Here is a 15,713-nt window from a genome sequence, read left to right as displayed (position 1 = left end):
TCGCGTAGCGCTACGTTTCCCGTATCGCTATGAGAGGAATCAATCGCCAAACCGGAGAGACAATGCGCAACGTACTGCAGATCCTGCGTCGTGACTTCAAACGTCTGCTCACCGTGCCGGCGGCATGGGTGATCATGATCGGCCTGATCTTCATCCCGCCGCTGTACGCATGGTTCAACATCTATGGATTCTGGGACCCGTACGGCAACACCAACGGCATCAAGGTGGCCGTGGCCAATACGGACGAAGGCACCGACAACGCGTTGCTCGGTAAAGTCAATCTTGGCGACCAGATCGAAAGCACGCTCAAAAGCAACGACCAGCTCGGCTGGGAGTTCATGAGCAGGTCCAAGGCGATGGAGGCCGTGCAGTCGGGCGATTGCTACGCGGCGATCGTCATTCCATCCGATTTCAGCGAGGACCTGGCCAACGTCGTGACCGACAGCAAGAACCGGCCCACGCTCGAATACTACGTCAACGAGAAGGCGAGCCCGATCTCGCCGAAAATCACCGATCAAGGCGCCACCACGGTCGACCGCACCGTCAACAACACCTTCGTATCCACCGTCAGCGAAACGCTTGTCAAAGCCATCAACGCGGCCAACGGCGCGGCCAACGGCGAAGTCCATTCCATCGCCGGCGACGCCATCGGCGAACTCGACAAAACCAATCGCAACGTGGGCTCGATCCGTTCCGTCATCGCGGATCTCGACAAGCAGCTCGCCAACGTGCCGCAGCAGACCAACGCCGCGCGCAGCGCCATGAACGACGTGCAGCTGGCCGCGGCAAGCGCCGGCAAGGGCCTTGCCGACACGTCCAACGCGATCGGCATCGCGCAGAACCGCCTCAACACCTTCTCCTCCGCCGCCGGCAGCGCGCTGGAGACCGGCTCCGGACTCGTCTCCCAAGCCGCGACCCAATCGACCGCCAGCATCAACCAGATTTCTTCCGTGGTAGCTGCGGCAAGCGGCTCCGCGCAGCAGGCGGTCACCGGCATGCAAAGCGTCACCGACAGCAACGCGAAACTCATCGACAAGCTCAAATCGGCCAGCGACAACGCGCAATACCAGCAGATCATCAGCAAGCTGGAGGACACCAACAACGCCGCCGCCGGAACGCTCACCGACCTCAAGACCCTGAGCGCGGACACGCAGGCCACAGCCGGTAGCGTGACCGGACTCTCCACCGATTTCAACAACAGCACGCAGACCACGCTAAAAAGCGTGGACGCCGCACGGAACACCATCAATTCCGGAGCGCTGCCGCAGCTCAACTCCGGCCTGAGCTCACTGGCCGGCACCGCCGGAACACTGTCCGGCACGGTGACGAACCAGACCGGACTGGTCAGCCAGACCGGCATCGTGCTTGACCAGCTCGACAAGCTGGCGTCGGACACCCGCTCCACGCTCGAGCAGACCGACCGGCAGCTGGCGAAGGTGGAGACGAAGCTTACCACCGTCAGCACCGACCTGAAGGCCCTGACCACAGCGGACCTGCTCAAGACCCTGACCGGCGATAGCTCGCTCGACACGGACAAAATCGCCTCGTTCATGGAATCCCCCACGGTGATCAGCACGAAGAACGTGTACCCGATCAACTCCTACGGTTCCGGCATGGCTCCTCTGATGACCAATCTGGCGCTGTGGGTGGGCGCGTTCGCCTTCGTGGTGATCTTCAAAGTGGAGGTGGACGACGAGGAGCTCGAGGACCTCGACCCGACCCCCACTGAAAAATACCTGTCGCGCTACCTGCTGCTCGGCACCATGGGCGCCATCCAGGGTGCGCTGTGCACCGTCGGCGACCTGATGCTGGGCGTACAGACGGAAAGCACGCCGCTGTTCATACTCACCGGTGTGATCACGTCGCTGGTATACCTCAGCATCACGTACGCGCTGTCCACCACGTTCATGCACATCGGCAAGGGCCTGTGCGTGGCGCTGGTCATCGTGCAGATTCCAGGCGCGTCCGGCCTGTACCCAATCGAAATGATGCCGAAGTTCTTCCGCGCGGTCTACCCGTTCGTGCCGTTCAGCTATTCGATCGACGCGTTCCGCGAAACCATCGCCGGTTTCTACGACGGACACTGGTTCAAGGCGATCGGCACATTGCTGCTATTCGCCGCCGTCTCCTTCTTCATCGGATTGGTGATTCGTCCGCTACTTGCCAACCTCAACCGCCTGTTCGCCCGCGAGATCGAGGAAAGCGACATGATCATCGGCGAGGAGGTCGAGCTTCCGGAGCGTGGATACAACGTGTCCCAAGCCATCCAGGTGCTCGCCGACAAGGGCGGCTACCGCGAGGCCATCGAGGAACGGGCAAGCCGATTCACCGAACTGTATCCGAAGCTCAAGCGTGGCGCGCTGGTCATCGGCTTCATCGTGCCGGTCATTCTGGCGGCCGTGTTCTCGTTCACCAACAGCGAGAAGGTGACCGTCCTGGCCACCTGGCTTGTCTGGATCCTGCTCATCATGGGCTTCCTCATGGTCATCGAATATATGAAGGACAGTCTGAACCGTCAGGTGGAGCTTGGCAGCCTGAGCGACGAATCCATCCAATCCATGCTGATGGAGCGTCAGGCCGCTCGCATCCGCCGCAGAAAGCGCGCGCAACAGGCGCGACGGGACCGGCTATTACGCAAGACGCAGCGACGTTCCGGAAAAGACGATCGCAAGCCAGCCATCGCCAGGGAAACGACGGCGAATGTGGCGGTCACGAACCCTGACGACGGCGACGGCATCGCCATGCTCGTCCGGAAGATGAACGCGTCCGAAACCAACGAAACCACCGAAGACATCGCCAACAACGCAGGAAGGAGCAACGCATGAAAAACATCTGGAAACTGTTCGTCGGCGACATCCGACGCATCACCAGCAACGTCGTCTCCGTCATCATCGTCATCGGCCTGGTGGTGATTCCCGGCATCTTCACTTGGTTCAACGTGGCCGCCAGCTGGGACCCGTTCGCCAACACCGGCGATCTGAAATTCGCCGTGGCCAACACCGACAGGGGTTACAAGTCCGACCTCATCCCCGTGAAGATCAACATCGGCGACGAAGTGGTCAACACGCTGCGTTCCAACAGCCAGCTCGACTGGACCTTCACCACCGAAAAGGAGGCCATCGACGGCACCAAATCCGGCAAATACTACGCGGCCGTGGTGATTCCGAAGAACTTCAGCACCCGTATGATGACGTTCTTCACCTCCGATGGCGACCATGCCGAACTCACCTACTACAACAACGAGAAGAAGAACGCGCTGGCGCCAAAGATCACCGGACAGGGCGCGGACACGGTGAGCGCGCAGATCAACGAGATGTTCTCCGAAACGCTCACCGGCACCGCGTTGGAGATCGCCTCGCAGCTGGCCAGCCAGATGGATAAGCCGGCGGCGAAGAGCCAGCTCACGCAATTCACCGGCAACGTCAAGGAGTTCTCGGGCACGCTCACCGAAAGCGCGGACATGCTCAAATCGTTCGGCTCGTTGACCCAGAGCGCACAGAATCTGCTGTCCAGCTCGGCCAGCCTGGTCGCGCAGGTGGACGGCAGCGCGAAGGGCGCCGGCTCGACGCTCAAGCAGGCCGGCGGCAGCGTGGACGACCTGACCGGTGCGGTGAAGACCAGCACCACGGCCCTTGGCACCGCGCTCGGCAAGTCGGCCAACAGCTTCAAGACGATGTCCGGCAGCGTGGACGACCTGTTCAACAAGGCAGGCACGCAGGCGGGCGACACCGCCACCGCGCTGCGCAACCAGGCGGCGAACGTCACCAAGCAGGCGCAAAGCTACCAGCAGATCTCCGATTCGCTCGACGAACTCGGCAAGAACGACAAGCTGCCGGCAGCGGTGAAAACCGCCATCGACCATCTCAAGACCAACGTGGACGCCACCGTCACGCAGCTCAACGATCTGGCCGCGGCGCTCAATGGCAGCGCCACCAACATCGACACCAAGGTGAGCGACACCGCCACGGAACTGACGGAAATCAAAAAGCTGACCCAGCAGGCGCAATCGTCCATCAAAGGCGTCAAAACCGATTACGAGACCCAGCTCAAGCCGCAGCTCGACGGCATCGCATCCTCGCTGAATGACACGGTCGCCTCGCTAAACTCGGCCGCAACCAGCCTGAAAGGCGCGCTCGGCGACCTGAACGCCACCACCGCCGACGCGGACAAGCAGCTGACCGCCATCCACAAAGTGCTCGATTCCACTGCGGACAGCCTTTCCAAGGCCGGCACAAAGCTGGGCACGTTCACCGGCACGCTGTCCGACGCGCTGGACAGCGGCGACATGAGCACCGTCAAGGACGTGTTGTCCAATAACACGGAATCGCTGGCAGCCACGCTGGCCGCCCCCGTCAAGGTGAAGCGCAACGCGGTGTTCCCGGTCAAGAACTTCGGCTCGCAAATGGCGCCGTTCTACACGTTCCTACCGCTGTGGGTGGGCTCGCTGCTCATGGTGGTGACGCTCAAGACCACCGTCTCGCGCAAGACCCGTCAGGAGCTCGGCGATCCGAAACCGCACCAGTTGTTCCTCGGCCATTACGGCGTGTTCGGCGTGATCTCGCTGCTGCAAAGCACGTTCTCGCTGGGTGGCAGCCTGCTGTTCCTGCACGTGCAGGCGGTGCATCCATGGCTGTTCATGCTCTCCGGCTGGGTGAGCGGCCTGGTGTTCTCGTTCTTCACCTACACGCTCGTGGCCAGCTTCGGCAATGTGGGCAAGGCCATCGGCGTGCTGTTCCTCGTCATGCAGATCTCCGGCGCGAACGGCGCGTATCCGCTGGCCGTACTGCCGAAGGTCATCAGCGGAATCAGCCCGTTCCTGCCCGCCACCCATTCGATCGTGGCCATGCGCGCGGCCATCGGAGGCATCTACGGCAACGACTACTGGTATGCGATCGGCGCGTTGCTGCTGTTCATTCCGCCACTGCTGCTCATCGGTCTGCTGCTGCGCATTCCGCTGATCAAATTCAACAAATGGTATGTGGGCAAGTTGGAAAGCACGAAGGTGATCGCAAGTGCCTGACATGACGGGCGCATCCATAGGCACACCGATGACGGACGCTCCGGGACCCGTACGCGGCAATGCGGCGGGAACCATACCGGGAAATCTGCCGGGAACCGTCAAAGTCGCCGTGCAGGATGCGGTGGAAGGCGTCGTCAGCAAAGCCCGCGGACGGCGTGAGCAGCTGCGGGAGCAGACCGACCGCAAAATCATGCGCGCCACATTGGAAATCCTGATTTCCGACGGCATCGGCGCGGTGACCATCGAGGAGGTCGCACGCCGTTCGGGAGTGGCGAAAACCACCATCTACCGCCGCTATCGCAATGCCGATGACCTACTGCAACGCATCCAGGTGGAAGTGGCCGGGTTGCCGGATTTCGACGATCTGCAACCGTCGCGCGACGGTCTGCGCGAGATGCTGCAACGCATCCAAGGCTGCTTCGACAGCGAGCTTGGGCTGAAGGCCGTCGGCGTGGTGCTGACGTCCGACAACGATTCGCTCAAGGCGATCACGACACAGGTGCTGGCACCGGCCGAACAACGTTTTGTAAGCTTCATGGAACGCGGCATTCGTGCCGGAGTGTTCCGCGACGGCTTGGACTGCAAGTTCCTGTTCAGCACGGTGCTGGGTTCCATGCTGGCATGCAAGGCGCTGGCAGAGCACAAGCCCGACATGGGGCAGGAGACCGGCTCCTGGGCCGAACGCATGACCGCGCTACTCTGGCCGAACGTCTGCGCCGGGTGACTTTCCCTTGCGCGCCGTTCGTTATACCCCCGTACCGGACAATCACCCCCGTATATGTGTCACGATTCGATTTTTTGGGCGAAAAATGGAATCGTGACACATCGCAACCTGCGCAAATACCCCCTAATTTCTATTTTTCTTCCAAAAACGTCGGAAAAAGATAGTTTGGGGGTATTCCTATGCAATTGAATGTGTCACGATTCAAAATTTCGGCCGAAAATCGGAATCGTGACACATCGCATCCCGGCCTTACTGGACCGAAGCCTCCTGCCGCGCCACGTCAAGGGCCTTGTTGAAGGCTTCAGTGGTCCAGCTGGCGCCGGCGAGCTTGTCGACCTTGAGATCCTTCAGCGGCTTGCCGACCACCGCGTCCGGCACGGCTTTGGCGAAGTCGTTCTGATGCTTTTTGGAAATCGACGTGAACGGATGGCCGATGATGCTCACCGACGCGACCTTCTGGTCCTTGACGGTCAGATGCACGTCGATGGTATCCTCGCCGACCGGACCGTACTGGCCGTTGACCGAATAGTCGCCGTCGGCGTAATTGCCGGTGTCCTTCTTGTCGGAGGTCGTGGAATTCTTATCGTCGGCATGGTTCTTCGTGGATCCGTCGCTGTTGGCGGTGTTGTCGGTGGCCTTGCCGTCGGTTTTCGACTTGTCTTCTTGCGATTGCACGCTTTCGCCGGAATTTCCGGCATATTCATCGTCCATCGGCGTCGCCTTCGGTTCGCCGCATGCCGACAGCAGCGCCAGGCTTGCCGCCGACAGCGCGATGACTTTGACCGCGTTTGATTGAGCAGCGCTCATTGTTACCCCCTTCTGCCCTTCGTAACGGGCGATATATCCATCCGGCCGCCGCAAAACGGCCTCATGCCTACTATTCCGCCGTATGGTTGTCCGCCGTGCGATCGTCCGTATCGCCGGTTTTCGCAGCCTTCGTCGGATCCGCGAACGAAATCGCGACACCGCCGTTCTGCGCGCCCTCCGCGTCCGAGCCAGTGCGCGCCGGCTCGCCGCCGGCCGCTTCGTACGCCCGTCGCGCCTCATCGTCGTTCCACTGCTCCCCGACGAGCACGCCATGGTTGAGCATGATTTCGCGCTGCGCGCAGGAGGCGACGAGCGCGTCATGCGTGACGACGATGATCGTCGTGCCCTGCTCGTGCAATTGCCGGAACAGGTCGAGCACGATCTTCTCGTTTTTCTCGTCCAAGTTGCCGGTCGGCTCGTCGGCGAGGATGAGCTTCGGGCAGTTGATGAGCGCGCGGGCGATGCACACGCGCTGCTGCTCGCCGCCGGACAGCTGGCCGGGCAGATGGTGCGCGCGATCCTTCAATCCCACGCGTTCCAACGCTTCCATGGCCTGCTTCTCATCGACGACAGAATGGTAGTACTGCGCCACCATCACGTTCTCCACGGCCGTCAGATGCGGCACCAGATAGAACTTCTGGAACACCAATCCGATCATGTTCTTGCGCACGTCGGCGAGCTGCTTGGCGTTCAAATCCTCCAATCGACGGCCTTCAAGCATGACGGAGCCCTTCGACGGCGTGTCCATGCAGCCAATCATGTTCATCAGCGTGGTCTTGCCGGAACCGGACGAACCGACAATCGCCAGCCATTGTCCTTGCGGAACGGTCAGACTCAGGTCGTCGACGGCGCGCAGATCGCCGTAGATCTTGGAAATATGGTCGAGTTCCAGCAGCATGTGTTCGTTTCCCATGATTATTCCTCCCTCAGAACGATGGCGGGGTCGATGCGGGTGGCGCGGCGGACCGGCGGAATGGATGCGACGACGGCGATCAGCACGCTCAGCAACAGCGAGGCGATGCCGAGAAGCCAGTTGAAGCCGAGCGCGCGGTCGAATACGGTGACGCACAGGATGCGGGCGAGCGCGTAGCCGATGGCCGTGCCGAGCAAGCCGCCAATCAGACCGTAGATGCCGGATTCCACGTAGAATTCGACGCCGATGGCATGCGCGTCGGCGCCGAGGGCCTTGCGCAGGCCGATTTCGTTGCGTCGTTGGCTCACGATGGAGCTGATGGTGGTGCCCACACCGACGAGCGTCAGCACAAGCACAACGAGCGACACGATCCAGAACAGGGTCTGCAGCATGGCGATGATGCGGGTGTCGGACGAGGTGATTCTGGTGACGGTCTGCGCCTTCACCGCGCTGTTTGGATTGCGGTTGATGCTGCCGACGATGGCGTTCAGGTCATCGCCCATGGCGTTCACCGAGTATTCGACCACGTCGGCGCCGCGCTTGGAGCCGGCGAGTTTGGCCACGTCCGCGGTCGTCGCGTAGATGATGGAGTCCTCGTTGCCACCGGTGTCGACGATTCCCGATACGCGGAATTCGGTACCGTCGGCGTCCATGATGTCGGACGAGACGCGACCGTTTTCCATGGCGTGGTGGCCTGTTTCCGCACCTTGGGCTTGAGTACCTTGAGTGTCCGATTCTGGAGAATCGGACATTTGTGGGTCGGATTTGGAGCTTTGTTTGTCCGATTCTCCAGAATCGGACATTTGGGCATCGGAGGCACGGTAGGCGATGGTGACACGGCTGCCGACCTTCACGCCGAGCGCGTCGGCCACGTCCCGGCCAACCATCACATTGCCCGCGCTGGACCAATCGCCCGTCACGTTCCAATGGCGATTGAGCGCTCTGACGGATTTCGCGTCCACGCCGGCGATGGTGTACGGCGCGGAGTTGACGCGCACGCTTTCATACCGGTATGCGGCCGATTTCGCGCTGTGCCCGGCCGTTACGAGCGATGTCACGGCACGCATGGTCGCACTGTCGATGCCTTGCGATTTTCCCGTGGCGTTGGATGGCGTGACGATTAGGTTCGCGCCGTATTCGCGCATTTCCTCATTCATCTGCCGTGGCACCGCGACGCATACGGACGCGAGGCAGAACAGCGTGGCCGCGCCGACCAGCGACGCGATCACGGCCATCATCGCCCGCGAACGACGGCGGAACACCGCGCCCCACAGCATGGTGAAGAACATCCTGCGATTCGTCATCGCACACCCCCTACGAAATTCTGTCCCCGCTTCAGCCCCAGACTCAGCTGCAGCTTCAGTCCCAGACTCAAGCCCAGCCACGATTTCAACACCAACTCACCTTCCATGCAACACCTCCGCCGGCTTAAGGCCCAAAATCGCCCGAATCGACGACAGCGAAGCAATGAGAATGGTGACGGCGAGCAGCACAAACACCAGCACAAACACCATCGGACGCATGGTGATGCCGGAGCCGAACACCACGTGTCCCACAATCTGCGCCACACCGGAACCAAGCAGCGCGCCCACAATCGCGCCGACCAGCGCGACCACCGCCGTTTCGGCGAGCATCAGACGCGAAACCGCGCCGTCCGTGGCGCCGATCGCCTTCAACAATGCCAATTCCGAACCGCGTTCGCCGATCGAGGCGGCCATGAGGTTGGCCACGGCGATCGCGGCCGCGACCAACGACAGCACGGTCATGAGCACCATCACCGCCTGCGTCTTGTTCAGCACGTCGCCCTGCAGCGCGGCCACCTGGCGCACCTGCTTGGCCACCGCCCCCGGCAGCACCTCCTCGATCTGGTAGGCGATCGACGAGGGATACGCGGTGCAATACCAGGTCTCCCACTCGTCCTGCGTGAGCGCGGCCGGGTTCTTCGACGCCTTGCGCGCGAGGTCGTTGTCGGGTGTGGTGAGCGCCTTGACCTCGATCTTGTCGACGGAGTCGGGCAGGTTCGCGAGCGTCTGCGCCATGATGGACGGCATGTAGATGGCGTTGTCGTCCGAATCGCCGGAATCGAATATGCCGACGATCTTCACCTTCACGCGATTCCGCTCGGTGCCGTTTCCGTCGGATGCGGCGATCGTTTTGTCAAGCGTGACGCTGTCGCCGATCTTCAGGCCGAGTTTCGCGGCGATCGCGCTGCCGGCCATCGCCTGCTCGCCGCCGTCCTTCGGCCATGTTCCGCTGACCTTCCACCACGATCGCATGCCGTCCACGCCGACCACGGTGGATTCGCCGGAATCCATGTGCAGGGTCTTGGCGAACCATGTGCCCACAATCGGCACATTCGCGGCCTTGCAGCTGCCTTGCGTCGAGCCGGAGCAGCTGACGTCGGCATGGATGTTCAGCTCGGGCGCGAAGTTGGTGATGTTGAATGCCCAGAAGATGGTTTTGATCTTCTTCGCGTCGGATTCCTTCAAAAACGACGTGGGATCGGAGGAGGTTCCGGAAGCCGCGGAGGACGTTCCGGAAGCAACCGAACCGTTGGAATCACCCGTGCCGTACAGGTCGCTCACCACCGCATCGGATTTCGGCTGAACGATGATGTTCGAGCCGTACGTGGACAGTTCCGCGTTGAGCTTGTCGCCCACGTCGAACACCACGCCGAGCATGGCCACGCTGACGGTGGCGGACAGGCACACGGTGACGGCGATGAGCAGCCGCCGCTTGAACTGCCGGCTGAACGAACGGAAGATCATATTCAGGAAGAACATGGGATTCGGCTTTCCTTTCGCTCACTGGAAGTGGCTCGACAGCGCGTCGAGCGCGGACGTTTGGATGACGATTTTGCCGGGTTTGATCTGGTAATCGAAGGGGATGGGGTTGCAGCCGCCTTTGAAGCCGATAGTGGCGAGGTTGATGGCCACATCGCATTTCTTGCAGATAATCTTGCCGTCCTTCTCGTAGTAGCCGGCGTCGCCGCAGTTGTCGCACGCGTCAAGGCCGACGCCGTACGCGCCGCCGTTCTTCTTGATGATGATGAAGCGCATGACGGTGCCGTCCTTCGCCTTGTATTGGAAGCGATGAAGATGGCCGTCGGAGACTTGGCTGAATTTGATGGTGGCCACGCCGTCGGCGAGCGAATACTCCTCCGGTGGGGAAAGGGTGACGACTTTCTGCGTCTGCGCAACGCCGTACGTCAGGGCCACGGTGACGCCGATCATGGCGACGAGGCTGAACGCGCCGGCCGCTTTCGCACGGCGACGGAAGGCGATGTGCGTACGCGCGATGGCTTCGTTGGCGCCGGTGGGCTTGACCTTGAATCCCATGACGATGCTGGCGACTGCGGGGATGGCGAATACCAGCGCCATGGCGATGGTCATGTCCCGCTGATGGTTGATGCCCCACACGAGCGCCAGGAAAGCGGTTGTCGGGAAACTGACGATGCGTTTGGATTGCAGGAGCTGCGCAAGGTCGGTGAAATGCTGGGCGAACAGCAGCGCGATCAGCAGCAGGGCAGCCGTGGTGAACGACCAGCGCACGGCGGTGGAACGCATCGTGCGGAATATCAGCGCCGCGATGATCGCGACGGCGGCGCCCAACGCGAAGCCGAGCGCGCGCAAAAGCATGTCGGAGGTGAAGATCGGATCGCCAGGCTCGACGAAAATCGTCAATCGCAGGATCACGTCGGGCAGCGCACGGAAGGTGGTGGCTGCGATCGCCAGCGCGGCCACAAGATTCGCCACGTCCAGCAGCGCGCGGCGACGATGCCAGTCGGTGGTGATGCGACGGGCGAAGATGACGACGACGAACACGGCCACGTCGAAGATGACGCAGCACCACAAGGTCGGATAGTTGACGAACGTGCGCTGCGTGATGACGGCCGTGGCGCGCAACGCGGCGAAGACGATGGCACCGGCGAATCCGACAACAAAGCCGGCCAGTCTCCAATACGCGCTCAGCGGCTTGTCCCGTCCCTCACCGACGGTGAGCATAACGTTCAGCGCCATGATGAGCAGCGCGGGCGCCAACACGCCCTGCAACACCGTCACAAACTGCAGCAGCATCCCAAAATCCTTTCATCCCCATCCCTCCCCCAAACCCGAGGAGTTCCCAATCATCCCTCCCCCAAAAAATCGAGGAGTTCCCGGCTTTCCTACCCTGCAATCGCAAGGAATAAGTCGCTCCCTTAAAACGCGAGAGAGCGGCCGCGCCGTATGTTGCTCGACCGTAAGCTTGGCCGAACGGCCTTGAGTGTGTCGAGCAACATATGGCGCGGCCGCGAACGGCAACCATTACAAGGAGAGAATCACCATTCCTGCGGCGTGTAGTTCCAATCCGGGAAGGTGACCTCGATAGGCTCAGTCCAGAAGCGTCCCTTGACGCCCGTCTCCGGATCGACGTGCAGCATCCAACCCTTCTTCTCCGGGGATTCGATCTTCAGCACGAGCTTGTAGGCGCCGGCCTTGTCGAGCTTGACGTTGGCACCGTAGTGCGGGCCGTCGGAGGCGTTCATCTGCATGAAAGTGCCGGAGCCGACGGACTTGTTGGAGGTCTTGTCGATGATGTCGTAGTTGACGGTGAGGTCCGGCACGAAGTCGCCCTTGCCGTAGCCGAGTTCGGTGCCCTTCTTGTTGGCGTGAATGTCGGCTTCGAGGTGGAAGCTCGCGTCGGCGGCCTTGAGGCCCATGCCGGACGGTTCCATGTCGATGGGCTGGAAGTACACGGCGTTGACGGTCAGCGGGCCGACTTCCTGGTCGGAATGCTTCTCGTCGACCTGGATCTCCTCGAAGCCCGCGCCGGAATCGTCGGAGCTGGAATCGTCGGCGGCCTTGGTGTCCTTCGCCGTGTCCGACGTGGACGTGCTGGACTTGTCCGACGAGGCGGCGTTGTCGGAGCCGCCGCACGCGGACAGGGAGAAGGCCATGGAGCCGGCCAGCAGGACGCCGAGCAGAGCGGCGATCTTCTTATTCTTCATTTCTCTTTCCTTCTGTGTTGTCGGATGGTGAGGAAAAATCTGGAAATTTGCGATTACGGATTGCGTACGGCCGTCAGGCGTGCGTCGCGTCCGAATCGCCCGTATCAGCCGCCGTACGCAACTTGCGTTTGCGCGCGAAGCCGACGATGAACAGCGCTATCACCGCGATGGCGGCGACGGCTTGGGCGGCAAGGCATTCGACGTACGGATACAGGCCGATCCAGTCATTCGTCGGCACGCTCGACAGGTAGTGGCCGTCGATGAGGTCGCCTTCGATGAGCGCATGGATGCCACCGCCGGCGAAGATGACCACAAGCACGGCCATCAGAATCGAGGTGACGAGGAAGAACGGGCCGATGGGAATCTTCACGGAGGTGAAGCGCAGCACGAGGAAGATGATGAGCAGCACCACGGCCGCGGCGATGCCGCCAATCCACATGCCTTGCGAATCCTGGCTCATGGAGTAGATGGATTCGTAGAAGATCACGGTTTCGGCACCTTCGCGGAACACGGCGAGGAAGCTCAGCATGGCGAGCGAGACGACCATGCCCAGGCTCACGCCTTCTCCGGCTGCGACCTTGCTTTGCGCGCTGGCCACGGCGGTTTCGGTTTTGGTGCGGATGTACCGGTTCCATGCTTCCACGGAGCTCTTGTTAAGCATCCAGTTGCTGGTCCACAGCAGCATGAGCATGGCGATGAGCGCGCACACGCCTTCGCTGATTTCCTGGATCGGGCCGGAGCCGCCGAACAGGAAGGTGAAGAGCACGGCAATCAGTCCGGAGCCGGCGAGACCGGCGAGCACGCCGAGGTAGATCCACTTGGTGAAGCGCTGGTTGCCGGATTTGACGAGGTAAGCCACGACGGCGGCCACGACGAGCAGCGCTTCGAGGCCTTCACGGATGAGGATGAGGAACGCCTGCCCGGCGGAGCTGGTGACGGCTTTGGTGAAGCCGCTGATGTTGCCGGACGCGCCGCCGTCGAGGGTGGCGGCGTCTTCGACAAGCCAGCTTTTGAGGTCGTCGACGAGCTTCTTGATCTGCTTCTGGGATCCGCCGTCACGCATGGTCTTGCGGGTCATTTTGAACTGATATTCGACTTGGGAGACACGGTCGCCGGAGATGGCGTTCATCACGTTCTTTTCGAAGCCGAGCTTTTCGTAGTACTGGTAGTACGCGTTGTTGACGAGGCTGGAGCCTTCCGATCCCTTGCTGGAGATGGCGGCCTGGTATGCCTTGTCGAGGATGACGTTCATTTCCTTGGCCACGTCGCTCCACGTGCGGTCGCCTTTGCCTTTGGAGGAGTTCTTCTTGGCCGCGTCGAGCGTCTTGCGTTCCTTGGCGGTTTCGGCGGCGCGCTGTTTGGCGTAGTCGCGCGGGTTGGCGAGGCTGGTGTTCGCGTCGAGCGTCTTCGCGGCGGCGTCGAGATCGGCGTTCAACGCGTCGACGGCGCCGGAGATGACGTCGCCCTGCCCCTGCTGGTAGGCGAGGCCTTCCAAATCGGTGAACTGCTTGAGCAGTTCGGTCTGTTTGTCGGCGGAAATGGTGTCGTTGACGGCCTTCGAGAAATTGGACGCATCGTAGCCGATCCAATGCGCGGTCTGGAAATCGGTGCCGGCCTGGCCGTAGTTGCCGTCACGGTAATCCCGTTCGGCGGTGTCGAGCTGTTTGGCGATGTTGTCCGCCACGGCGGTCCAGGAATCGAAATCCGTCTGGCTGTCATCGGCGGCGACCGCGCGCTGCGGAATCGCAGTATTCGTGAACAGCGTGACGAGCGCGATTATCAGCGTCGCAAGAAGCGCGGCAAGACGGCCGGAGACCGGGACGCGCGAATCGCACGAACCGGCTACGTGACGCTGCGCGACGCGAGATGACATGTTCCGAACCTTCCTTCTTCCGAGCTTGTTCGGTGCGCCCTCATCGCCGTACGCGACATGCGCACCGAAAAAACAAAATAGAACGAAAGTTTTTTGAAGAACAGTCTTGATTTTTGGTACGTTCTGCTGTAATGCACTCCCAGAATCGGCGGAATTCCGCCATTTTTATTTTTGACGACTTCGGCGTGTCGTCTCACATCGTGGCATGCGACAGCAACTCATCCATCCAGCAGCCAGTCGAAAAAATGTTAAATATACTTAACATTCCACCTCGAAAAAGGGGAAATGCAAAATATACTTCGCATTTTCAGTAATGATGCCCCTTTCCGCATCGCGATCGTCCTCACGCTAGCATCGGGGATATGGATTCCGCCAACACACTCGCGCGGCGCATGCCGCACACCACCGCATTTCCCAACGCGCTCGGCACCGGTCTGCTGATCTCGACGGCCCGGCCGATTTCCACGGAACTACGCGGCGAAATGGAGCGGTTCATCGACGATTATGAGCGAGTGCTGTCGCGATTCCGCGCCGATTCGTTGGTAGCATGCATCGGGCGCGCGGAACATGGCGGCCATTTCGATTTTCCCGATTGGGCCAAGCCACTGTTCGACTTGTATGATGCGTTGCGCGATGCCACTTCCGGCGCAATCGACCCGTGCGTGGGCGAGGATCTGATTCGACTTGGCTACGATCCCGCGTTGAGTTTCACGGTTAAAGCTGACGCCGGCGGACATTTGGGGGCTTTGCGGGGGCGGGCCGTGTGGGAGCGTGACGTGGTGCGTTCGGAAGGCACGACATTGGTCACGCAAGGCCCGATCCATCTGGATTTCGGCGCATGCGGCAAGGGCTATCTGGTTGACCTGCTGGGTGGATTGCTGAGTGAATCGATGGAGGATGAGGGGGAATTCGTCATCGACGCCGGAGGGGATCTGCTCGTGCATGCCGCAGAGCCGATCAGCGTGGCGCTTGAGGACCCGGACGACCCATCCCGCGCGGTCGGCGTGGCGCATATCGCCGACGGTGCGTTCTGCGCGAGCGCGCCGAGCCGTCGTCATTGGGAGGTGGCGGTCGACGAACGGACGCATCTGGCCATCCATCATCTGCTCAATGCCATCGACGGATTGCCCGCGCAGCAGATGGAGGCCACGTGGGTGGCCGTGCGGACGGATGCGAATACGAATGCCGACGCCGATACGGTCACCCACCATCGCACAATCGTTTTCGCCGATATCCCAACCGCCCTGGCGGACGGTCTGGCCACCGCGCTGTTCGTCGCCGATCCGAATGCGCTGAGCCGTGTGTTCGCGTTCGAATGCGCCATGCTGGACGCCGACCGCCACGCCAGTCTCAGTAGCGGTTTTCCCGGTCGTTTCCTCTAGTCGGCCC

General features: G+C 61.4%; 11 protein-coding genes. 4 read left to right on the top strand and 7 right to left on the bottom strand.

Translation table 11 applies throughout. The annotated features are described in order from the left end of the window. Positions 1 to 62: 62 nt before the first annotated feature. The 3 genes from AC1ATL_RS00780 to AC1ATL_RS00770 are packed head-to-tail and all read left to right on the top strand — an operon-like array spanning position 63 to position 5,744. Complete coding sequence (locus AC1ATL_RS00780; protein WP_476567749.1) at positions 63 to 2,825, top strand: YhgE/Pip domain-containing protein; 2,763 nt, start codon at positions 63 to 65, stop codon at positions 2,823 to 2,825. After that, entirely contained in the window at positions 2,822 to 5,020 is a 2,199-nt protein-coding gene (locus AC1ATL_RS00775) for a YhgE/Pip family protein (protein ID WP_476567747.1), read from the top strand. The genes AC1ATL_RS00780 and AC1ATL_RS00775 overlap by 4 nt, the downstream gene beginning before the upstream one ends. 28 nt (positions 5,021 to 5,048) lie before the next feature. Continuing rightward, positions 5,049 to 5,744, top strand: coding sequence for a TetR/AcrR family transcriptional regulator (locus AC1ATL_RS00770; protein ID WP_476568341.1), 696 nt, complete (start codon positions 5,049 to 5,051; stop codon positions 5,742 to 5,744). Between the two features lie 249 nt (positions 5,745 to 5,993). Here AC1ATL_RS00770 and AC1ATL_RS00765 read toward each other — a convergent pair whose 3' ends face one another. From AC1ATL_RS00765 to AC1ATL_RS00735, 7 genes are all read right to left on the bottom strand, one after another. Next, entirely contained in the window at positions 5,994 to 6,551 is a 558-nt protein-coding gene (locus AC1ATL_RS00765) for an FMN-binding protein (RefSeq protein WP_432624483.1), read from the bottom strand. Positions 6,552 to 6,621: 70 nt separating this feature from the next. Beyond that, positions 6,622 to 7,449, bottom strand: coding sequence for an ABC transporter ATP-binding protein (locus AC1ATL_RS00760; RefSeq protein ID WP_432624815.1), 828 nt, complete (start codon positions 7,447 to 7,449; stop codon positions 6,622 to 6,624). 17 nt (positions 7,450 to 7,466) lie between these two features. Next, complete coding sequence (locus tag AC1ATL_RS00755) at positions 7,467 to 8,768, bottom strand: ABC transporter permease (protein ID WP_476567744.1); 1,302 nt, start codon at positions 8,766 to 8,768, stop codon at positions 7,467 to 7,469. 96 nt (positions 8,769 to 8,864) lie between these two features. Continuing rightward, complete coding sequence (locus AC1ATL_RS00750) at positions 8,865 to 10,247, bottom strand: ABC transporter permease (RefSeq protein ID WP_476567742.1); 1,383 nt, start codon at positions 10,245 to 10,247, stop codon at positions 8,865 to 8,867. A 21-nt stretch (positions 10,248 to 10,268) separates the two neighbouring features. Continuing rightward, positions 10,269 to 11,540: a Fe-S-containing protein gene (locus AC1ATL_RS00745; RefSeq protein WP_476567740.1), complete on the bottom strand. Its 1,272-nt coding sequence runs from the start codon at positions 11,538 to 11,540 to the stop codon at positions 10,269 to 10,271. 242 nt (positions 11,541 to 11,782) lie between these two features. Continuing rightward, positions 11,783 to 12,451 (bottom strand): iron transporter, encoded by a 669-nt coding sequence (locus AC1ATL_RS00740; protein WP_026646624.1) that lies wholly within the window; start codon positions 12,449 to 12,451, stop codon positions 11,783 to 11,785. 73 nt (positions 12,452 to 12,524) lie between these two features. Further along, on the bottom strand, positions 12,525 to 14,324 hold the full coding sequence (locus AC1ATL_RS00735) for an FTR1 family iron permease (protein WP_476567738.1): 1,800 nt from the start codon (positions 14,322 to 14,324) through the stop codon (positions 12,525 to 12,527). Positions 14,325 to 14,686: 362 nt separating this feature from the next. On the opposite strand from AC1ATL_RS00735, the gene AC1ATL_RS00730 reads away from it, so the two are divergent. Further along, positions 14,687 to 15,706: an FAD:protein FMN transferase gene (locus AC1ATL_RS00730; RefSeq protein WP_476567736.1), complete on the top strand. Its 1,020-nt coding sequence runs from the start codon at positions 14,687 to 14,689 to the stop codon at positions 15,704 to 15,706. Positions 15,707 to 15,713 lie beyond the last annotated feature (7 nt).

It is taken from the genome of Bifidobacterium sp. LH_743 (assembly GCF_056355775.1).
Note: the sequence above shows the minus strand (reverse complement) of the source record. Positions and strands in the feature narration are given on the sequence as shown.